The following is a 19,722-nucleotide window of genomic DNA, read 5'->3' as shown; positions in this document are numbered from 1 at the left end:
TCCGCCGTCAGCGCTTGCGGCCGCCGACGAGCAGCAGCACCACGCCGAGGGCGATGGCGCCGCCGCCGGCCCACGGCGGAATGGTGACGGTTTCCTTGTCCTGCACCTTCAGCTCCAGTGGGCCGGCCTTCAGCGCGGTCTTCTCCTGCGTGTAGCTGAAGCTGCCGAACGCGAGCGCAAGCCCGCCGGCGATGACGAGGAGGATGGCGATCAATCGCAGCAGGATCATGGTCGGGGCCCGGAGGTGGCGGTTGGCGCCTGAGGATGCGTCCCCATGCGCCGGCCGCGCAACACGACGGCGATGCCGGCGAGGATGGCCGCGCCGGCCAGCAGGCGGGTGGCATCGAGCGTTTCGCCGAGCAGCAGCACCCCAGCGACGGCAGCCAGTGGCGGCACCGCCAGCTGCAGGCTCGCGGCGCGCAGGGCGCCGAGCTGCGGCAGCACGCGATACCAGAGCACATAGCCGAGACCTGAAGCGAGCGCGCCGGAGGCCACGGCACCGACGAGGCCGCGCGTGTCCATGGCGAGGCCGTCGAGATGCAGCAGGAGGAGCGCCAGCGCGAAGGGAAGGCTGCGGACGAAGTTGCGGGAGGTGTCGGCCACCGGATCGGTGCTGCCGCGGCCCCAGAGCGAATACAGGCCCCAGGCCACGCCCGCAGCGATCATCCACAGCGCGGCGCCGAGCGGCGGCGCGGCGGCGCCGGGCAGCAGCAGCGCCAGCAGGCCGAGCGCGGCCAAGGCGAAGCCGGCCCATTGCGCGGCGGCCAGCCGTTCGCCCTGCCACAGGCCGATGAGGAGCATCGTGGCCTGCACGGCGCCGAAGAGCAGCAGCGCGCCGGTGGCCGCGCCGACATCGACATAGGCCAGCGAGAAGCCCGCGGCATAGGCGAACAGCGCGAACGCGCTGCGCCAGCCGCCACATCCTGCGGTGCCGGCATCACGGTTTGGCGCTTCTCGGCTTCGGCGGCGTGCCGCCATCAGGCCGGCCAGCACCAAGGCCCCCGCGCCGAGCCGGATCGCGGTGAAGCTCGCCGCATCGGTGCCGCCCTCGGCCAGCGCGAAACGGCACAGCAGGGAGTTCGCCGCGAAAGCCAGCAGCGCCAGCGCCGTCGTCGCGGCGAGCGCCGTGCGCGGCATCATCCCGCGCGGCCGAAGATGGCTTCCGCGCGGTTGAACAGGATCCAGCTCGTGGCGATGTACTTGTCGCCGCCCACCGGGCGGTTGCCGCGGTGCGTGTGCGTGAACGCGGTCGGCGCGATCAGCACGCTGCCGGTCTTCGGCACCACCTTGCGGCGCTGGTACAGGAACTCCGTCTCGCCCTCGTCGAACGCATCGTTGAGGTAGATCGTCCACAGCAGGGTGCGGTGCAGCGTTTCGCTGTTGGCGTCGCGCGGGTAGAGCTCGCAGTGCCAGTAGGGGTAACCGCCCTCGCCGGCGGTGTAGCGCTGCAGGTTGATGCTGCCCGGGCGCAACAGCTGCTGCACCAGGCCGAGCAGGCTGTTGTCGTCCATGGCGGCGAGATCCTCGGCGCCGAGCCGGCGCGCCGGGCCGCCATCGGCGGGCCGGTGCTCGAGCATCAGCGGCGCGACGATCGTGTGCGGGTAGGTGCGCAGGTACGCCATCAGCGCTTTCAGCACCGCGCCCATCAGCGTCGCGCTCACGTCGTTCCAATCGGCGCGGCCGGTGATCTCGAGATCGCGGCTCTTCTTCATGTCCGGGAAGACGCCGCCGCCCACGCGGCCGTCGACGTGGTTGGCCGCGTCGAAGCGACGGCAGAGCGCCGCGCACCAGGCCGGGTCGATCAGCCCCTCGTAGACCTCGATGAAATCGGGGTGCGCGCTTTCCATCGCTCAGCCCTCGCGCACGTAGCGCTCGTACTCCGCCACCTCGTTCTTCGAGCCGAGGATCACCGGCACCCGCTGGTGCAGGCCGGTGGGCGTCACGTCGAGCATGCGTTGCGTGCCGGTGGTGGCCGCGCCGCCGGCCTGCTCGACGAGGAAGGCCATGGGGTTCGCTTCGTACATCAGGCGCAGGCGGCCGCCCTTGTCGCGGCACTTGGCGTCTACCGGATACATAAAGGTGCCGCCGCGGGTCATGATGCGGTGCACGTCGGCCACCATCGACGCGATCCAGCGCGTGTTGAAGTCTTTGCCGCGCGGGCCGGTTTTTCCTGCGAGAAGATCATCGACGTAGCGCTTCACCGGCGCATCCCAGTGGCGCGCATTGCTGGCGTTGATCGCGTACTCCTGCGTGTCGGCCGGGATGCGGATATCGCGCTGGGTCAGGATGAAGCTGCCGGTCTCGCGGTCCAGCGTGAAGGCGTGCGTGCCGTGGCCGATCGTCAGCACCAGCAAGGTGCAGGGGCCGTACACCGTGTAACCCGCGCACACCTGCTCGGTGCCCGGCTGCAGGAAGTGCTCGGTCTGCGGTTCGGTGATGCCGTCCGGGCAGCGCAGCACGGAGAAGATGGTGCCCACGCTCACGTTCACGTCGATGTTCGAGCTGCCGTCGAGCGGATCGAACAGCAGCAGGAAGTTGCCCTTCGGGTAGGCGTCCGGGATCGGGTGCGGGTCGTCCATCTCCTCCGAGGCGATGCCGGCGAGGTGGCCGCCCCAGGCGTTCGCCTCGAGCAGGATCTCGTTGCTGAGCACGTCGAGCTTTTTCTGCGCTTCGCCCTGCACGTTGCCGGTGCCGGCATCGCCCAGCACGCCGCCCAGTGCGCCCTTGCTGATGGCGTAGCTGATCGACTTGCAGGCGCGCGACACCACTTCGATGAGCAGGCGCAGCTCGGGGTTGATCTGCCCGGCGCGCTCGGCCTCGATCAGGAAGCGGGTGAGGGGAGTGCGCTGCGACATCGAGGCGGTCCTTCCGGCGGGAGGCGCACAGTCTAACGGCCGCCGGTGGTGACAGAATCGCGGCATGACCCTCGACCCGACCTACGCCGGCTACCTCAGCGCCCTCGGCCTCGGCCTGTTGATCGGCGTGGTGCGCGAGCGCCAGCGCGACCATGGCGGCCACACACCGGCGGGCATGCGCACCCACACCATCGCCGCACTCGCCGGCGCCGTGGCTTGGACGCTCGGCTTGCCGGTGTTCCTCGTCGTGCTCGGTGCCGTCGGCCTTCTGGCCTATGGCAGCTATCGCCTCACCGATGCCTCCGATCCCGGCCAGACCGGCGAAGTGGCCTTGCTCACGACCGTTCTCCTGGGCGCCCTCGCGCAACAGTCGCCGGGGCTCGCGTCGGCATTGGCTGTCCTCGTCGCCCTGCTGCTGCAGGCGCGGGAGCGCCTGCATCGCCTGGGCCGCGACCTGATCAGCGAGCGGGAAGTGCGCGACGGCCTGTTGCTGCTGGCTGCCGCACTGCTCGTGCTGCCCCTGCTGCCGGACGAATCCATCGGCCCCGGCGGTGCGCTGAACCCGCAGAAGTTGTGGCGCCTTGTGGTGTTGGTGATGGCGGTGAGCGCCCTGGGCCATGTCGCGCTGCGCGTGATCGGTAGCGGCCGAGGCCTTGCGGTGGCGGGCTTCTTCGCCGGTTTCGTGTCCTCGACGGCGGCGATCGCCGGTTTCGGCCAGCGCGTTCGCGCGACGCCGGGCTTGCTGCGCCCCAGCGTGGGCGCGGCCATGTTCGCGGCGCTGGCCTCGCTGCTGCTGATGTTCCCGGTGCTGGCCACGGTGTCGGCCACGCTGCTGAAGGCGGTGATGCCGACGCTGCTGGCCTTCGGCCTCGTCCTCGCGATCGGCGGCGCGCTGGGCCTGCGCGGCGGGTCGGGCGACGAGCCCGCACCGACGCAGGATTCGCGGATGTTCCGCTTCACGCACGCGCTCTACTTCGCGGGCTTCATGGCCGGCGTGCTGGTCGTTTCGGCCCTGCTGCGCCAGGCCTTCGGCGAGGCGGGTGCGCTGGCCACGGCCTTCCTCGCCGCGATCGCCGAAGTGCATGCGGCCGTCGCCTCGATCGGTCAGATGGTGGGCCAGGGCCTGATGGGGGTCGAGACCGCCCGCCACGCGATCCTCGCGGTGCTCGCCGCGAGCGTGATCGCCCGCGGCGCCGTCGCCTGGGTGTCGGGCGGCGCAGCCTACGGCGTGCGCGTCAGCGCCGGGCTGGGTGGGGCCTGGGTCGCCGCCGCTGCGGCCACTTTCCTGCTGCCAGCCGGGCTGTGAGCTGCCCTTGCGGCAGCGGCCGCGCCGCCGATGCCTGCTGCGGGCGCTGGCACGCCGGCGCGCCGGCACCTACGGCCGAAGCCCTGATGCGCTCGCGCTACAGCGCCTATGTGTCCGGTGATGTGGCCTACCTGCTCGCCACTTGGCACGCGGACACGCGACCCGATGCGGCCTCGCTCACCCCCGATCCCGCCACGCGCTGGCTGGGCCTCGAGGTGAAGCGCGCGGTCGAGGACGGCGACACCGCCATCGTCGAGTTCGTCGCGCGCTTCAAGGTGGGCGGACAGCCCGCCGTGCGCCTGCACGAAACCAGCCGTTTCGTGCGGGAGGACGGGCGCTGGTTCTACGTGGACGGCGCGTTTTCCTGAGCCGCAGCCGGCATCGCGCCGACGCCGTCAGAGGCCTCCGCGAAATCTCCCGCCACGGCCTTGTAGAGCGCGGCGAGTGCCGTGGTGCGCGAGGTCTGCGCCTGCACCGCGGCGTCCTCGAGGTCGATGCGCGTCTGCTCGGTCTGCAGCAGGGCGAGCGCGTCGTCGGCACCGGCCTCGAAGCGCAGGCGCGACAGCCGCGAGGCTTCACCTGCGGCCTCCGCGGCGTTGCCCAGTTCGATCGCCGCGCGATTGCTGGCGCGATAGCCGGCGAGCGCGTTCTCGGTTTCCTCCAGCGCGCGAAGCACCGTCTCGCGGTAGGCCGCTACGCTGCCATCGGCGCGGGCTTCCGCGGCCTTGACGTTCTGGCGGACGCGACCGAAGTCGAGGAAACGCCAGGTGAGGCTCGGTCCCCACTGCCAGCGTTGGGCGCCGGAGTCCCCGAGCACATTGGCGACCTGGCCGGTCCAACCGAACGCACCGTCGAGGAACAGCTTCGGGAAGTACTGTGCGATCTCCTCGCCCACGTCGTTGCGCGACGCGGCGAGGCGACGTTCGGCCGCGATGATGTCGGGACGCCGCTGCAGCCACGCTTCGGGCGTGCCGGCGGTGACAAGGGTCGGCAGCTCGGGGAAGGTGCTGGCTTCACCCACCTGCTCGCGCACGGCCGCCACCGGCTGCGCGGTGAGCACGGCGAGGCGCTGCTCCTGTGCCACCAATTCGGCTTCGCGCTGCGGCAGGTTGGCCGCGAGGCTGCTGCGCTGCGCGCGGGCGCGGGCGAAGTCGACGCCGTTCTGGCGGCCGTTCTCGTACAGCAGCTCGATCACGCCGAGCACTTCGTCCGCCGCCGCGAGGTTCTCCTTCGCGAGGGCGAGGCGACGCTGCGCGCCGCGCAGGGCGAAATAGGTCTGCGCCGTTTCCGCCACCATGCTGATGCGCACGACGCGCAGCTCGGCGGCGTTGGCCTCGGTTCGCGTGCGGATCGCGCGGCTCCGGTTGCGCAGGCCGCCGAACAGGTCGAGCTCCCACGTGGCGTCGAAGCCCGCGCGGTAGGTCTCGATCGTGCCCAACCCCGGCGGCACGAAGGGGTCCTGGTTGCTGGCGCGGCTTCGGCCGGCGTCGGTGGCCGCCGTGACGGTGGGGAACAGCGAATAACGCGTGAGCCCGGAGAGCGCGCGGGTTTCGGCCAGACGCGCCTCGGCCTGCGCGATCGAGGTGTTCGCCACCAGCGTGCGTTCGATCAATCGGGCCAGCGCGGGATCGTCGAAGGCCTGCCACACGGCGGTGCCGGGCGCGGCGGCGGTCTGCTCGCTGCTGGCCTGGTCGAATTCGGTTGGCAGGCTCACGTCCGGCCGCGTGTGCGGCGGGCCGACGGTGCAGCCGGCGAGCAGGGCGACGGTGACGGCCAGCGCGAGGCCTCGTGCGTGCAACTTAGGCATGGGAGGACTCCTCGAGCTGTGCGACGGCGCGACGCGCCTTGCGGTTCTCCACCATCCGGCGGATCACCACGTAGAACACCGGGGTGAAGAACAGGCCGAAGAAGGTCACGCCGAGCATGCCGAAGAACACGGTCACGCCCATCACGTGGCGCACCTCGGCGCCGGCACCGCCCGCGAACACCAGCGGCAGCACGCCGGCAATGAAGGCGAAGCTGGTCATCAGGATCGGGCGCAGTCGCAAGCGGCAGGCCTCGATGGCGGCCTCGACGATGCCGCGGCCCTGCTTCTCCAGGTCGATGGCGAACTCGACGATCAGGATGGCGTTCTTGCAGGCCAGGCCCATCAGCACCACGAGCCCGATCTGGGTGAACACGTTCATGTCGATGATGGTCGGCGGTGCCGCCGTCATCGGATTGATCCATCCAAGGATGATCTGCGCCACGAACCACAGGCCGTTGATCTGGTTCAGCACCCAGATGCCGCCGAACGCCGACAGCATGCACATGGGCACGATGAGGATCACCGCCAGCGGCAGCGACCAGCTCTCATAGAGCGCCGCCAGCACCAGGTACACGAGCAGCACGCAGAGCGGGAACACGAGGAACTGCGCGATGCCCTGGTTGACCTGCTGGTAGGTGAGGCCGGTGAACTCCAGCGCCATGCCGCGCGGCAGCACCTGCCCGGCGGTATCGCGCGCAATGCGAACGGCGTCCGTGCTGCTCACCGAGGCGGGATCGAAGGGGCTGGCGCTGACGTCCGCCGCGGGATAGCCGTTGTAGCGCACCACCGGATCGGGGCCGAAGCTCGGCACCAGTTCGACCACGCTGCCGAGCGGAACCATCTCGCCCTGCGCGTTGCGCACCTGCAGGCGGGCGACATCGCCGACCTCGTCGCGGAACGGCGCATCCGCCTGCGCGTACACCGAGTAGGTGCGGCCGAACAGGTTGAAGTCGTTGACGTAGGCGCTGCCGAGGTAGACCTGCAGCGAGTCGTAGACGTCGGTCAGGGCGAGGCCGGATTCCTTGACCTTGTCGCGATCCACCACGGCATCAAGCTGCGGCACGTTGGCCTGGAAGGACGAGAACGAGGAGCCGGGTCCGAAGCCGGGCTGCTGGCTGATCGTGCCGGTCAGGGCCTGCGTCGCGGCGTTGAGTTCGCCGTAGCCGACGCGCTGGCGGTCCTGCACATAGGCTTCGACGCCGGCGGCGTTGCCGTAGCCGTTCACCGGCGGCGGCATGAAGGCGAAGGCCATGCCGTCCTGGATGGCGCCGAACTTGCCGGTCAGCTCGCCGGCGATCGCCGCGGCTGGCTTGGGCAGGTCGCCCGGCGCATCGAGGCCGATGAACATCACGCCGACATTCGGCGTGCTGACGAAGTGGATGGCGTTTAGGCCCGGGAACTGCACGACGTCCTTCACGCCCGGCGTGGCCAGCGCGATTTCGCCCATGCGCTTCATCGCCGCCTCGGTGCGTTCGAGCGTGGCGCCTTCCGGCAGCTGCACGCCGGCGAACAGGTACTGCTTGTCCTGCGTCGGGATGAAGCCCCCCGGGATCTGCGTGAACCCGAGCACGGTCACGCCGACGAGGCCCGCGTACACCACCAGCAGGCGCGTCGAGCGGCGGATGGTGCCGCCGATGCGCCCCGCATAGCGGTCCGAGCTGCGCTTGAAGCGGGCGTTGAACCAGCCGAAGAAGCGTCCCGCCACGCGGTCGATGCCGCGGGCCAGCGCGTCCTTCGGCGCGCCGTGCGGCTTCAGCAGCACGGCGGCCAGCGCCGGGCTCAGCGTCAGCGAGTTGAAGGCCGAGATCAGCACCGAGGCGGCGATGGTCACCGCGAACTGGCGGTAGAACTGGCCGGTCACGCCGTCGATGAAGGCGATCGGCACGAAGACCGCCGCCAGCACCAGGGAGATCGCAACGATCGGGCCCGAGACTTCGCTCATCGCCTTGTGCGCGGCGTCGAGCGGCGTCAGGCCTTCTTCGATGTGGCGCTCGACGTTCTCCACCACGACGATGGCGTCGTCGACCACGATGCCGATGGCCAGCACCAGGCCGAACAGCGTCAGCACGTTGATGGAATAGCCGAGCAGGAGCAGCACCGCGAAGGTGCCGACGATCGAGACCGGCACGGCCAGCAGCGGGATGATCGAAGCGCGCCAGGTCTGCAGGAACACCACCACGACGAGGACGACGAGCAGCACCGCCTCGAGCAGGGTGCTCACCACCGAGTCGACCGAGGCCCGCACGAACACCGTGGGGTCGTAGGCGATCGCGTAATCGACGCCTTCCGGGAAATCCTTCTTCAGCTCCGCCATCCTTTCGCGCACGGCGTCGGAGAGCGCGATGGAGTTCGCACCCGGCGCCTCGAAGATCACGATGGCCGCGGCTTCCTCGTTGTTGAGGTAGCTGTTGAGCGCATAGGTGTTCGAGCCGAGTTCGACGCGGGCGACGTCACGCAGGCGCGTCACCGCGCCGCCGGTGCCGGTCTTCAGCACGATGGCGCCGAACTCCTCGGGCGTTTCCAAGCGGCCGCGGGCGTTGACCAGCAGCTGCACCGAAGCGCCGGTGGGCTGCGGCGAAGCGCCGATGGCGCCGGCCGAGACCTGCACGTTCTGCTCGCGGATGGCGCCGACGATGTCGAGCGCCGTCAGACCGCGGGCCGCGGCCTGGTCGGGATCGATCCAGATGCGCATCGCGTACACGCCGGCGCCGAAGGCCTGTGCGTTGCCGACGCCGGGCAGGCGGGCGAGTTCGTCCTTGACGTTGAGGTTGGCGAAGTTCGACAGGTACAGGCCGTCGTAGCGGTTGTCTGGCGAAGTCAGGTGCACGACCATCGTGATGTTCGGCGACACCTTGGCGGTGGTGACGCCGAGCGCGCGCACCGAATCGGGCAGGCGCGGCAGGGCCTGCGCCACGCGGTTCTGCACTTGCATCGCCGCGAGGTCGACGTCCGTGCCCAGGCCGAAGGTGATCGACAGGACCAGCGTGCCGTCCGAGGACGCCGCCGACTTCATGTAGATCATGTTCTCGACGCCGTTGATCGTTTCCTCCAACGGCGCAGCGACCGTATCGGCAATCGTCTTCGGGTTGGCGCCCGGGTAGATCGCGGTGACCTGGATGGTCGGCGGCGCGACTTCCGGGTACTCCGTGATCGGCAGGTTGGGGATGGCGATCAGGCCGGCGACGAAGACGACGATCGAGAGGACCGCCGCGAGGATCGGGCGGTCGACGAAGACGCGCGAAAGATCGGTGTGTCCGGAGGCCATCGATCAGCCCTCGGCGTCGTCGGAGACGGTGCCGCCCGCCGCATCGGCGGGGCCGGGCGCGGTGGCGACCGTGTTCGGTGCGTCCATCGGCACCTCGACCGGCGCGATCGCGGCGCCCGGATAGAAGATCTTGCGCATACCGTTCACCACGACCTTGTCGTCGGCGTCGAGGCCCTTCTCGACGACCACGAGGCCGTCGATCGTCGGGCCCAGCTCGACGTCCTTGCGCACGGCGCCGAGGTGCGGCTCGCCGGTGCCGCCCATTTCCGGCGGCAGCGTGACCATGTCGGCCACGTAGACGTAGCGGCGGTCCTGGTCGGTGAGTACGGCCTGCGGGTGCACCAGCAGGGCGTCGCGCTGGCCAGAGCCGAGCAGCTGCACGCGGGCGAACAGGCCCGGGGTGAACACGCCGTCCGGGTTCGGCAGTTCGGCGCGGGCGAAGATGGTGCCGGTGGCCGGATCGACGACGTTGTCGACGAAGACCATGCGGCCGGTGTGCGGGAAGCCCTGCTCGTTAGCGAGGCCCACGCGCACCGGATTGGCGGCGTTGCGCGAGCTCGGGCGGCTGCCGTCGCGCGCCATGTCCTGGTAGCGCAGGTAGGCGCGTTCGTCGCCCTGGAAGCTGACGTACACCGGATCCAGCGAGACCACGGTGGTGAGCACCGGCTCGCCCGGCGACACAAGGTTGCCGGTGCGCATCCGCGCCACGCCGACGCGGCCGGCGATCGGTGCGGTGACGCGGCTGAAGCTCAGGTTGAGTTCGGCGGTCTCCAACCGCGCCTGCGCGGCGAGCAGGTCGGCGTCGGCCTGCTTCGCTTCGTTCTGGCGGCTTTCGAGTTCGCCGGCGCTGACGGCTTTGGCGGCGATGAGCGTCTCGCTGCGCTTCAGTTCGGTCGCAGCGAGGGCGCGACGTGCTTCGGCGCGGGCGACGTCGGCGCGGGCGCTGGCGACGGCGGCGCGGTACTCGCGGTCGTCGATGGTGAACAGCAGGTCGCCCTTCTCCACGAGGCCGCCCTCGTCGAAGTGCACGCCGACGATGGTGCCGCCGACGCGCGGCCGGATCTCGGCGCTTTCGATGGCTTCGATGCGGCCGGTGAACTCATCCCACTGCGCGACCGACTTCGCGACGACGGGCGCGACGTTCACTTCGGTGGGCGGCATCTGCATGCCGCCACCGCCGCCACCGCAGGCGGCAAGGGCGAGGGACAGGGCGCTCGCGAGGGCGAGGCGTGCCGCGAGGGCGGGACGGGGGGCGAAGCCGGCGTGGGGTGTCGGGGCCATGGGTCAGGTTCCAGAAGTGGAATTCGGGGATTCGGTAGGGGGTGGGGCGTCGGCGGCGAAGGCGCGCACCTTGGCTTCGATGAGGGCGGCGAGCCGCGGGCGCGCGGCCGGCGGCAGCGGGCTGACGTTGAACAGCTGGTTCCAGAACAGGCCGTCGGCCGCCAGAAGCAGCAGGTAGCGCTCGAGGTCGGCGTCGTCCCAGCGCCAGTCGGCGAATTCCTCGGCGAGGTGGGTGCGGACGGGGTCGAGCAGCTGCGGGTCGACCATCGCGGCGCTGATCATTCCGGTGACGAAGCGCTTGTGGGCGTCGTCCTCGTCGGCCAGCGACGAACGCACGTGGCCGATCATCCGGCAGGCCTTCGGGCAGGGCATGCCGGCGTCGCCGCCCAGCTGCTCCGCGGCGAGGTTCCAGTCGGCGATGTCGGATTCGATCAGGGCCTTGAGCAGGTCTTCCTTGGTCCGGAAGTGGTAGGTGATGCCGCCGCGGGTCACGCCGGACTCTTCGGCCAGCGTTTCGAAGGTGAGGTGGCCGGCGCCGCGGGTTTCGACGATCCGGCGAGCGGCGTCGAGCACTTTCTGGCGGGCTTTGGGTGGGCGGGTCATAGGGGCGCAACTTTACAGGACGTTTTGTACAGAAATGAGTCAAGGCGGCGTTCCGCCTATGGAACGCTGCTGCGACGGATTCGCAACGCCGGCGCCCCCGGCTCAGGCCGGTGCGATGGCGATATCGACGAGTTGCACCCGGTGTCGGCTGCCTTCGGGCCGCGGTTCGGCCCGGTAGCGGCCCCCGGCGGCCAGCGTGCGGTCGCGGATGGCTTCGATGGCCCAGCCCGGGGCCGACGAGGTCTGCGGATGGTCGAGGTCCAGCTGGACCTCGAGGTCGAGGCTGCCGGCGTTGACGGTCGCGACAAGCTGCAGCCGGCACTGCCGTGCCCCATGGCTGAGGCCGTGCTCGAGGCCCGCCTGTGCGATGCGGTAGACGACCCCCTTCCAGCGCTCCGGCAGGCGCTGCACCGGCCCGTCGAACTGCACCGACCAGTCGGCGCCCTGTTCCTGCGCCCATTCCCACAGCGGCCCATGGGCGAGAAGGGCGTACAGGTCGCCGCGGGCCAGCGAGGGCGGCTGAAGTCGGCGCAACGCGCGTTCGAGGCCGTCCTGCACCTGCCACGTGTGGCCGCGCAGGGATTCCATCATGCGCGCGTCGCGCTCGTCGCTGCTGCCGCGCCAGGCCATCGCGAGCAGGGTGCGAAGTTCCTGTAGGGGCGGCGCCACCTGCTCGTGCAGTGATTCGGCGACGTGGCGTTGGCCGTCGTCCTCGAGCGCGACGATCCGCCCGGCGAGTTCACGCTGTTCCAGCAGGGCCAGCCGCAGCGCCGCATGCTGGGCCTCCACGGTCTCGCGCTGTTCGCGAAGCTGGGTGGCAGCGGCACCCAGCAGCAGCGCGGCGCCACCGATCACGGCCGTCATGACCTGCAGGCGCATCGGATCCGGCCGGTCGCTGAACCCGAGGGCCAGCAGGCCACCGAGCCCGGCGAGCGACCAGGCCGCACCGCGCCAGCCGTGCCGGAACGCCAACACCACGGTCGGGAGGAAGACGATCAGCAGCAAATGCTCGTCGAGCGCGGGCCGCTGCCGGGCCAGGCTCATCACCCCCAAGGTGACGGCGGCCGCGAGCGCGGCCTCGAAGCCCCAACGCCGCGTGCGCCAAAGGGCGGTCGGGGCGGCCCGCAAGGTCAGCGCGGCCGGCACCACGACCAGCAGGCCGAAGAGGTCGCCGAACCCGAAAGCGAGCAGGGCGTCGAAGCCGCCGCCATGAAGGGCCAGCAAGGGCGCGACGCCGAAGGTGCACAGCGCGCACGCGGCCAGCAATCGCGACATCCCGCCCGGGGTGTCCGGCGCGGCGGGTTCGTCGGGGCCCCGCAGCGCGCGGACCATCGCGGCGTAGACCAGCACCGGGGCCAGCGCGAGCAGCCAGGCCTCCAGGGCGAACAACGGACCATCCCTCAGGAAATGCCGGGCCAGCACCCCCCCGGCGGCATCCACCGCCACCAGGGCCGGCCAGTAGCGCAAGGGCAGGAACCACAGCAGCAGGAAGCGCAGGGCCACCGGCCAGAAGGCCAGCGGCGTCGAGAGCGTGTCCAGCAGCATCCAGGCGGGCGCATAGGCGAGCAGCAGCAGCGTGGCCGCCCAGGGGCCGGGACCGGTCACGCGCGACGTCACGCCGCCACCCCACGCCGCGGCGCTTCGCGCCGGCGCAAGGGGCCGATATACTTCGTCGTCCTTTCGGCGGCCCAGCCCAACCAGGTATCCCCGTGCGCAATCACGATCTCGTCTTCCTGAAGCACTTCTCGCAGGTCATCGCGGTGCTGTTCGGCATCATGGTCGTGCTGATCCTGATCGGCCTCTACCTCAACGGCCGCAAGGCCCACGAGCCCAACCCGATCGCCGAAGCCCGCACGATCGAGCGCATCCAGCCCCTTGGCGGAGTGTATGCGGGTGAAACCGGTGCCGCTGCGGCCGCTGCCGCCGCGAAGGCCGCTGCCGAGGCTGCGGCCGCTGGCGGGGCACCCTACGGCGGCACGCTGGACGGCGCCGTGATCTACCAGAACCTCTGCTCGGCCTGCCACGCCAACGGCGCTGGCGGCGCCCCGGCCCCGACCGCCGAAGCCTGGGCGCCGCGCATCGCGCAGGGCCTCGACTTGCTGGTGAAGCACGCCACCGAAGGCTTCCAGGGCCAGGCGGGCATCATGCCGGCGCGCGGCGGCAACGCCCGCCTCACCGACGAGCAGGTCCGTGCCAGCGTCGAGTACATGGTCAACAAGTACCAGTAAGCTCGCGCCATCCCGTGTGTTTCCGACGCCGCCTCCGGGCGGCGTCGCCGTCTCTGGAGTCCCGATGACGCGTTTCCGTCCCACCCCGCTCGCCTTCGCCCTGGGCCTGGCCCTCCTTGCCACCGGATGCGGGGACCGCCCGGGCGCCGTTGCCGAGGAAGGCATCGCCGCCGTGCAGGGGACCGCCGAGCGGAGCGCTTTCGAAGGCCAGCGCGCCCGCATCGAAGGCGTCGTCACCCTGTTGATGGCTGATGGCGCGTTCGTGCAGAGCCTGCAGGCCGATACCGACGCCGCGTCTGCCGAAGGCCTCTTCGTGATGCTGGCCGAAGGCCAGCCGACGCTCGAAGTGGGCCAGCACGTCATCGCCGAAGGGCTCGTCGCTGAATCCGGCGACGGCGCGACGCTGACCACGCTGGCGGATGCACGCATCGACGTGCGCGGTTCGCTGCCGCTCCCCGAGCCGGTGGTGCTCGCGGCGCCGCCTGCCGATTGGGAGAGCGTCGAAGGCATGCGCCTGCGCATCGAGGCCCCGCTCACTGTCACCGGCAACGACGCGCTTCTCCGCTTCGGCGAGATCGACCTCGCCTTCGACGGCCGGCTCTACACGCCGACCGAGATCGCCGCACCCGGCGAGGCCGCCGTCGCGCAGCGCGCCGCCAACCGCCGCCGCCTGCTGGTGCTCGACGACGCCAGCACCGCCGAGAACCCCGGTTCCCTCGCATGGCTGTCGGCGCCGCTGTCCAACGACGCGCCGTTGCGCGCCGGCAGCACGCTCACCGGCGTGCAGGGCGTGCTCGACCAGCGCTGGGGCGGCTACCGCCTGCAAGCCGACGCGGTGGTGGGCGAGATCGAACAGGCGCCGCGGCCGGCCGCCCCGAGCGTCGAGGGCGCGATCCGCATCGCCGGCATGAACCTGCTGAACCTCTTCAACGGCGACGGCCAGGGCGGCGGTTTCCCGACCGAGCGCGGCGCCAAGGACCACGACGGCTACGCGCGCCAGATGGCGAAGCACGTCACCGTGATCACCGCGCTGGATCCCGCGATCATCGCCGCGCAGGAGCTGGAGAACGACGGCTTCGGCCCGGAATCGGCGGTGCAGGAACTCGCCGACGCGCTGAACGCGGCGCAGCCCGGTGCACGGTGGACGCCGGTGGCCAGCGAAGGCCGACCCGGCACGGACCAGATCACCGTCGGCCTGCTGTACCGCGCCGATCGCGCCGAGGCCGTGGGCGCGCCCGCCTTGGCCACCGAAGGCCCGTTCGAGTACGGCAGCCGGCCCGTGCTGGCGCAGAGCTTCCGCATTGGCGACAGCCCGGTGTTCACCGTCGCCAGCGTGCACTTCAAGAGCAAGGGCGGTTGCGAGGACGCGCAGGGTGCGGACCGCGACCAGGATGACGGCCAGGGCTGCTACAACGCCAAGCGCGTGGAAAGCGCGGAAGCCATGCACGCGTGGCTGGCGACCGACCCGACCGGCAGCGGCAGCGACCGCGTCGTGGCGATCGGCGACTACAACGCCTACGCGATGGAAGACCCGATCCGCGTGCTCCGCGAGCGTGGTTGGGTCGATGCACCGATGGCCACCGAGGACGGCCACACTCCGCACAGCTTCGTCTTCGACGGCCAGGCCGGACGCCTCGACCACGCGATGCTGAGCCCGTCGATGTCGGCGATGCTGCGCGGCGCGGTGAAGTGGCCGGTGAACAGCGACGAATCGATCGGCTTCGCCTACGACGGCGCGCTGGGTCGCGAGGCCGGCCCGTGGCGCAGCTCCGATCACGACCCGCTGCTGCTCGGCTTCGACGCCGCTTCCGCGCGCTGAAGTCGGCACGGCTAGACTCCATCACGCATGAGCATTGCGCCCACCTTCCCGACGGTTTCCGGCCCCCTGCGCCTCGCGGGCCCGGCCGGCGTGATCGAAGCCGCCGTCGAGTTGCCGAAGGCCGAGGACGTGCGCCGTGGCGTGGCGGTCATCGGTCATCCGCATCCGCCCGACGGCGGCACGATGAACAACAAGGTCGTGACGACGATCGCGCGCGCGCTGGCCGAATCGGGCATCGCCTCGGTGCGCTTCAATTTCCGCGGCGTGGGCCATTCCGAAGGCGTGTACGACCAGGGCCGCGGCGAAACGCTCGACTACCTCGCCGTCGCCCAGTGGCTGCAGGCGCAGCGTCCGAACGACGCGCTGTGGCTGGCCGGCTTCTCCTTCGGCAGCTGGGTGGCCCTGCGTGCCGCGCGCCAGCTTCCCGTCCAGCAGATGGTGTGCATCGCGCCGCCGGTGGGTTTCCGCGATTTCACCGGCGTGCCGCCGCCGACCTGCCCGTGGCTGGTGGTGCAGGGCGAGCAGGACGACGTGGTGGATCCGCAGAAGGTGTTCGACTGGGCCGCTGCCGCCGAGAACCCGCCGACCCTGGTGCGCATGGCCGAAGCCGGCCACTTCTTCCACGCCCGCCTCGTCGACCTGCGTGGCGCGATCCGCAACGGCGTGCGCAAGAACCTGCCGCCGCTGCAGCACCAGGCCTGATCCCGCGATGCCGAGCCGGCCTTCGAAGCGCTATCTGGACGGCGTGGCCGAAGGCCGCTGGACGCAGGACGCCGGCCAGCTCGCCGCGCTGGTCGAACTCGATCGCGTCGCCGTCGATCTGCTTGAACGCCAGCGCGCCGGGTTCCTGAAGAAACTGGGCTTCCGGCTTGCGGGCCACGCCGGCGTGCGCGGCCTTTACCTCTGGGGCGGCGTCGGCCGCGGCAAGACCCTGCTCTGCGACCTGTTGCTCGACGCCTGCGCCGAGCTGAAGCCGCAGCGCCTGCACTACCACCGATTCATGCAGGACGTGCACGCGCGCATGAAGGCGCTGCACGACACCGCCGACACGCTGAGCGTGGTCGCCGCGCAGTACGCCGCGATGTCGCCGCTGCTGGTGCTCGACGAGTTCTTCGTCAACGACATCGCCGACGCGATGATCCTCTCGCGGTTGCTTGAGCAGCTGTTCGACCGCGGCGTCACTCTCGTGACGACGTCGAACATCGCCCCGCCGGGCCTGTACGCCAACGGCCTGCAGCGCGCGCGCTTCCTGCCGGCGATCGCGCTGCTCGAGAAGGACTGCGTGGTGCACAAGCTGGGTAGCGAGACGGATTTCCGCCTGCGCCAGCTCACCCATGCCGACACCTGGCACGTGCCCATCGATGCGGCCGGCGAAACGCAGCTGGCCGAGCACTTCCGCGTGCTCAACGGAATCGGCGTGTGCCAGACCTGCCCGCTGTCGGTGAACGGCCGCGACATTCCCGCGAAGGCGCTCGGCGAAGGCGTGGCCTGGTTCGATTTCGAAGCCCTGTGCGAAGGTCCGCGCTCCGCGGCGGACTACATCGAGATCGCGAGCGAGCATCACACGCTACTGCTCAGCGGCGTGCCGACCTTCAGCGACGAGAGCACCGACGCACCGCGGCGCTTCATCCACCTCGTCGACGAGCTCTACGACCGCAACGTCAACCTCGTCGCCACCGCGGCCGCGCAGCCGCAGGGAATCTACAAGGGCTTTAGGTTGCGCGTCGAGTTCGAGCGCACGATCTCGCGGCTGGTCGAAATGCGCAGCGAGGAGTACCTCGCGCGGGCGCATCGGCCGTGAGGCGTGCGGTGGCGTGGCTGCCTTGGGGCGTCGCGGCGCTCGCGGCGGCCGCGCTGTTCACGCTGTTCGCGCCCGGCTGGTTCACCTTCGACACCGCCCACCAGTGGTGGATGGCGCGCACGGGTCAGCTCGATTCCACGCACCCCGCGGTGATGGTGCGGCTCTGGCAGGCGAGCCTCGCGCTGCTGCCCGATCCGCAGGGCTTCTTCGCCCTGCAGCTGCTCCTCGTCTGGAGTGGGCTGGCCTTCGTGTCCACCGCGCTGCCGCTGCGCACGCCGTGGCGGGTCGCCGTGCTGCTCGGCATCGGCCTGTGGCCGGCTTTCGTCGCGCTGCAGCCGCAGGTATGGAAGGACCTGTGGATGGTCGGCGCGCTGCTGTGGGCCGTGGGCGCGCTGCTGCGCGAGCAGGCCGAGCCAGCGTGGCGATGGCGCGGGCTGGCGCTGCTGATGCTGGCGTTGGCCACGGCCTTCCGCTTCAACGCGATCACCGGCGTGCTGCCGCTGTGGGCGTGGCTGGCGTGGCGCATCGCCCGCGTGCCGGTGGGGTCGGCCTCCGAAGCCGGGTCAACCCCACGCGCTGCGCGTTGGCGCATCGCGGCCGCCGCGCTCAGCCTGCCCCTGCTCCTCGGACTCGCCGCCGTGCCCGACCGGTTGGGGGCCGTGAAGCACGTCACCGTGTGGCCGGTCATGGCGCTGTGGGATCTCGCTGCCGTCTCGATCGAGACCGGGCGCATGGCCATCCCTGCGGCCTTCCTGAAGCCGGGCGCGACGGTCGACGACCTCGCCCGCGAATTCGATCCGGCCGTGAACGTGCCGAGCTTCACCACCGGCACCATCCATTTCAGCTACGAAATCGTGCTGCGCGCCGAGGACCTCGCCACGCTGCGCGAGGCCTGGCTCATGCTGCCGCTGCGCGAACCGCAGGCCTGGGCGCGGCATCGGCTGCGGCTGTCGGGCTACCTGTTCGGCTTGCGCAACGCCGAGCTCGCCGACACGCAGGTGCTGATGCCCGACCTCTTGCCGTTCAAGGACAACCCGCCGCTCACGATGGCGCCCTCGCGTCCGCGCGAGGTGCTGGTCGCCACGTGGCACCGATGGGTGGATGGGCCGTTTTTCATGGGCTGGCTCTACCTGCTGCTCGCAGCTGGCGTGCTCGCTGCCGCCGCATGGCGGCGTCGCACGGCCGCCGCAGCGCTGTCGGCCTCGGGGCTGGCCATGGTCGCGCCCCTGGTGCCGCTCGCGACCGCTGCCGATTTCCGCTACCTGCTGTGGCTGGTGGTGGCGAGCCTTGTGGCCTTCGTGCTGCTGGTTTCGCCCGCGCCCCGCGCGGGCCGCTGAGGCCCCGCATCGCGGCCGGGGATTCAGCGGTTCTTGCCCTCGCAGGCGCTATCCTCCGCCGCGATGACCAACACCCCCGAAACCTCGACGCTCGGCCAGAGCGTCGCCTTTCCGTCGTCCTATGACGCCGGCCTGCTGTTCCCGATCCCGCGCACGGAGGCCCGCTCGAAGCTGGGTCTCGACGAGGCGCTGCCCTTCGTCGGCGTCGACCTCTGGAACGCGTATGAACTCTCGTGGCTCGACCTGCGCGGCAAGCCGCAGGTGGCGCTGGCCGAGTTCCGCGTGCCTGCGACCTCGCCGAACCTCGTCGAATCCAAGAGTTTCAAGCTGTACCTGAACTCCTTCGCGCAGGAGCGGCTCGCCAACGCCGACGCCCTGCGCGCGACGCTGATCTCCGACCTCTCCGCCGCCGCTGGCGCGCCCGTGTCGGTGAGCCTGATCGCGCCGACCTCGCCGCAGGCCTTCCCGGTCAGCGTGCTGCCCGGTGAGCTGATCGACGGCGTCGCCATCACCATCGAGAACTACGGCCCGCCCGCGCCCGAGCTGCTGAAGTCCGACGCCCAGGAGACGGTGGAGGAGACCCTCGTCTCGCACCTGTTCCGTTCGAATTGCCCCGTCACCGGCCAGCCGGACTGGGCCAGCCTGCAGATCGCCTACACCGGCCCGCGCATCGATCGCGCGGCCTTGCTGCGCTACCTCGTCAGCTTCCGAACCCACAGCGATTTCCACGAAGCCTGCGTCGAGCGCATCTTCCTGGACCTGCGCGCGCGCTGCGCCCCGGTGAAGCTGTCGGTGTACGCGCGATTCACCCGTCGCGGTGGGCTGGACATCAACCCGTTCCGGGCCTTGCCGGGCGCCGCGATGCCGGACAATCTGCGCCTGTCGCGGCAGTAGCCGCTCCCCCCGCCGAGCCTCGCCATGCCCCGTCGCCGCGTTCGTCCGCTCGTGAATCGCCCGATCGCATTCGCTCTGGTCCTGCTGCTCGCCGGCTGCGGTGGTGAACCCGGGGCGCCGGCTGCCGACACCGCATCAACCGCCGCCGATGCTGGCAGCGTGGTGGCCGAGCCGATCGCACAGCTGCCGCAGGGCAGCCTTGAAGCCGTGGCGCTGGATGTCGGCGTGGCCTTGGATGCCGATGGCCGCGTCGCTGTGGTGACTGATCGCGTCCGCCCGGCGGATGCCGTGCACGCCAGCCTCGTCACCGTCGGAGAAAGCAAAGCCGCGATGCTCGCCATCGCCTGGCGCGACGCCAGCGGTGCCGAGATCGATGCCGACGAGCGCGCTATCACCGCCAACGGCCCCGCGGTGCACACGTTCACGCGCCAGCCTGAAGGTGGTTGGGCGCCCGGCCGTTACGAGGTCGAAGTGAGCGTGGACGGCGAGAGCGCCGGCGTGCGGAGCTTCGAGGTGCGCTGAGGCG

At 70.8% G+C, this 19,722-nt stretch carries 18 protein-coding genes; 9 read left to right on the top strand and 9 right to left on the bottom strand.

The window, feature by feature from the left end; all coding sequences use genetic code 11:
• Positions 1-7: 7 nt before the first annotated feature.
• The 4 genes from ACIQ6S_RS05405 to ACIQ6S_RS05390 are packed head-to-tail and all read right to left on the bottom strand — an operon-like array spanning position 8 to position 2,855.
• A complete protein-coding gene (locus tag ACIQ6S_RS05405; protein WP_297865504.1) occupies positions 8-229 on the bottom strand; it encodes a hypothetical protein in 222 nt (73 codons plus the stop codon).
• Positions 226-1,140: a DMT family transporter gene (locus ACIQ6S_RS05400; protein ID WP_397607461.1), complete on the bottom strand. Its 915-nt coding sequence runs from the start codon at positions 1,138-1,140 to the stop codon at positions 226-228. The genes ACIQ6S_RS05405 and ACIQ6S_RS05400 overlap by 4 nt, the downstream gene beginning before the upstream one ends.
• On the bottom strand, positions 1,137-1,847 hold the full coding sequence (locus tag ACIQ6S_RS05395) for a 2OG-Fe(II) oxygenase (protein ID WP_397596533.1): 711 nt from the start codon (positions 1,845-1,847) through the stop codon (positions 1,137-1,139). Before ACIQ6S_RS05395 ends, ACIQ6S_RS05400 begins: the two co-directional genes overlap by 4 nt.
• Before the next feature lie 3 nt (positions 1,848-1,850).
• Entirely contained in the window at positions 1,851-2,855 is a 1,005-nt protein-coding gene (locus ACIQ6S_RS05390) for a class 1 fructose-bisphosphatase (RefSeq protein WP_397607460.1), read from the bottom strand.
• Positions 2,856-2,919: 64 nt separating this feature from the next.
• On the opposite strand from ACIQ6S_RS05390, the gene ACIQ6S_RS05385 reads away from it, so the two are divergent.
• Together ACIQ6S_RS05385 and ACIQ6S_RS05380 are read left to right on the top strand one after the other, a co-directional pair.
• Positions 2,920-4,161: an MgtC/SapB family protein gene (locus tag ACIQ6S_RS05385; protein WP_397607459.1), complete on the top strand. Its 1,242-nt coding sequence runs from the start codon at positions 2,920-2,922 to the stop codon at positions 4,159-4,161.
• Entirely contained in the window at positions 4,158-4,529 is a 372-nt protein-coding gene (locus ACIQ6S_RS05380) for a YchJ family protein (RefSeq protein ID WP_397607458.1), read from the top strand. The genes ACIQ6S_RS05385 and ACIQ6S_RS05380 overlap by 4 nt, the downstream gene beginning before the upstream one ends.
• On the opposite strand, the gene ACIQ6S_RS05375 is transcribed toward ACIQ6S_RS05380, so the two are convergent.
• From ACIQ6S_RS05375 to ACIQ6S_RS05355, 5 genes are all read right to left on the bottom strand, one after another.
• Positions 4,505-5,968, bottom strand: coding sequence for an efflux transporter outer membrane subunit (locus ACIQ6S_RS05375; protein ID WP_397607457.1), 1,464 nt, complete (start codon positions 5,966-5,968; stop codon positions 4,505-4,507). The genes ACIQ6S_RS05380 and ACIQ6S_RS05375 overlap by 25 nt on opposite strands.
• Positions 5,961-9,233, bottom strand: a complete 3,273-nt coding sequence (locus ACIQ6S_RS05370) for an efflux RND transporter permease subunit (protein WP_397607456.1) — start codon at positions 9,231-9,233, stop codon at positions 5,961-5,963. The genes ACIQ6S_RS05375 and ACIQ6S_RS05370 overlap by 8 nt, the downstream gene beginning before the upstream one ends.
• 3 nt (positions 9,234-9,236) lie before the next feature.
• The gene (locus ACIQ6S_RS05365; RefSeq protein WP_397607455.1) at positions 9,237-10,514 is read right to left on the bottom strand and encodes an efflux RND transporter periplasmic adaptor subunit; all 1,278 of its coding nucleotides are present in this window, start codon (positions 10,512-10,514) and stop codon (positions 9,237-9,239) included.
• A 3-nt stretch (positions 10,515-10,517) separates the two neighbouring features.
• Positions 10,518-11,117: a TetR/AcrR family transcriptional regulator gene (locus tag ACIQ6S_RS05360; protein ID WP_397607454.1), complete on the bottom strand. Its 600-nt coding sequence runs from the start codon at positions 11,115-11,117 to the stop codon at positions 10,518-10,520.
• Between the two features lie 102 nt (positions 11,118-11,219).
• Positions 11,220-12,722, bottom strand: a complete 1,503-nt coding sequence (locus ACIQ6S_RS05355) for an MASE1 domain-containing protein (RefSeq protein WP_397607453.1) — start codon at positions 12,720-12,722, stop codon at positions 11,220-11,222.
• 104 nt (positions 12,723-12,826) lie between these two features.
• Here ACIQ6S_RS05355 and ACIQ6S_RS05350 point away from each other — a divergent pair, with 104 nt between their 5' ends.
• From ACIQ6S_RS05350 to ACIQ6S_RS05320, 7 genes are all read left to right on the top strand, one after another.
• Complete coding sequence (locus ACIQ6S_RS05350; RefSeq protein ID WP_397607452.1) at positions 12,827-13,345, top strand: c-type cytochrome; 519 nt, start codon at positions 12,827-12,829, stop codon at positions 13,343-13,345.
• Positions 13,346-13,409: 64 nt separating this feature from the next.
• Positions 13,410-15,164 carry an ExeM/NucH family extracellular endonuclease gene (locus tag ACIQ6S_RS05345; RefSeq protein WP_397607451.1) on the top strand — a complete coding sequence of 585 codons (1,755 nt, stop codon included), beginning with the start codon at positions 13,410-13,412 and terminating at the stop codon, positions 15,162-15,164.
• 27 nt (positions 15,165-15,191) lie between these two features.
• On the top strand, positions 15,192-15,866 hold the full coding sequence (locus ACIQ6S_RS05340; RefSeq protein ID WP_397607450.1) for an alpha/beta hydrolase: 675 nt from the start codon (positions 15,192-15,194) through the stop codon (positions 15,864-15,866).
• Between the two features lie 7 nt (positions 15,867-15,873).
• On the top strand, positions 15,874-16,965 hold the full coding sequence (gene zapE, locus ACIQ6S_RS05335) for a cell division protein ZapE (RefSeq protein WP_397607449.1): 1,092 nt from the start codon (positions 15,874-15,876) through the stop codon (positions 16,963-16,965).
• A gap of 8 nt (positions 16,966-16,973) precedes the next feature.
• Positions 16,974-18,302 (top strand): hypothetical protein, encoded by a 1,329-nt coding sequence (locus ACIQ6S_RS05330; RefSeq protein WP_397607448.1) that lies wholly within the window; start codon positions 16,974-16,976, stop codon positions 18,300-18,302.
• A 63-nt stretch (positions 18,303-18,365) separates the two neighbouring features.
• A complete protein-coding gene (gene queF / locus ACIQ6S_RS05325) occupies positions 18,366-19,196 on the top strand; it encodes an NADPH-dependent 7-cyano-7-deazaguanine reductase QueF (protein WP_397607447.1) in 831 nt (276 codons plus the stop codon).
• Positions 19,197-19,220: 24 nt separating this feature from the next.
• On the top strand, positions 19,221-19,718 hold the full coding sequence (locus ACIQ6S_RS05320) for a hypothetical protein (RefSeq protein WP_397607446.1): 498 nt from the start codon (positions 19,221-19,223) through the stop codon (positions 19,716-19,718).
• The last annotated feature ends 4 nt before the right edge of the window (positions 19,719-19,722 follow it).

It is taken from the genome of Silanimonas sp. (assembly GCF_044377035.1).
In the GTDB taxonomy this organism is placed as follows: domain Bacteria; phylum Pseudomonadota; class Gammaproteobacteria; order Xanthomonadales; family Xanthomonadaceae; genus Silanimonas.
The sequence above is the reverse complement of the archived record's forward strand: the minus strand, read 5'-3'. Positions and strand labels throughout refer to the sequence as shown.

Bases quoted from the DNA above. Each gene is read 5' to 3' on its own strand.
- ACIQ6S_RS05390 (WP_397607460.1), bottom strand. From the start codon at position 2,855: ATGTCGCAGCGCACTCCCCTCACCCGCTTCCTGATCGAGGCCGAGCGC.
- ACIQ6S_RS05370 (WP_397607456.1), bottom strand. From the start codon at position 9,233: ATGGCCTCCGGACACACCGATCTTTCGCGCGTCTTCGTCGACCGCCCG.
- ACIQ6S_RS05400 (WP_397607461.1), bottom strand. From the start codon at position 1,140: ATGATGCCGCGCACGGCGCTCGCCGCGACGACGGCGCTGGCGCTGCTG.
- ACIQ6S_RS05360 (WP_397607454.1), bottom strand. From the start codon at position 11,117: ATGACCCGCCCACCCAAAGCCCGCCAGAAAGTGCTCGACGCCGCTCGC.
- ACIQ6S_RS05365 (WP_397607455.1), bottom strand. From the start codon at position 10,514: ATGGCCCCGACACCCCACGCCGGCTTCGCCCCCCGTCCCGCCCTCGCG.
- zapE (WP_397607449.1), top strand. From the start codon at position 15,874: ATGCCGAGCCGGCCTTCGAAGCGCTATCTGGACGGCGTGGCCGAAGGC.
- ACIQ6S_RS05340 (WP_397607450.1), top strand. From the start codon at position 15,192: ATGAGCATTGCGCCCACCTTCCCGACGGTTTCCGGCCCCCTGCGCCTC.
- ACIQ6S_RS05345 (WP_397607451.1), top strand. From the start codon at position 13,410: ATGACGCGTTTCCGTCCCACCCCGCTCGCCTTCGCCCTGGGCCTGGCC.
- ACIQ6S_RS05320 (WP_397607446.1), top strand. From the start codon at position 19,221: ATGCCCCGTCGCCGCGTTCGTCCGCTCGTGAATCGCCCGATCGCATTC.
- ACIQ6S_RS05385 (WP_397607459.1), top strand. From the start codon at position 2,920: ATGACCCTCGACCCGACCTACGCCGGCTACCTCAGCGCCCTCGGCCTC.
- ACIQ6S_RS05405 (WP_297865504.1), bottom strand. From the start codon at position 229: ATGATCCTGCTGCGATTGATCGCCATCCTCCTCGTCATCGCCGGCGGG.
- ACIQ6S_RS05395 (WP_397596533.1), bottom strand. From the start codon at position 1,847: ATGGAAAGCGCGCACCCCGATTTCATCGAGGTCTACGAGGGGCTGATC.
- queF (WP_397607447.1), top strand. From the start codon at position 18,366: ATGACCAACACCCCCGAAACCTCGACGCTCGGCCAGAGCGTCGCCTTT.
- ACIQ6S_RS05375 (WP_397607457.1), bottom strand. From the start codon at position 5,968: ATGCCTAAGTTGCACGCACGAGGCCTCGCGCTGGCCGTCACCGTCGCC.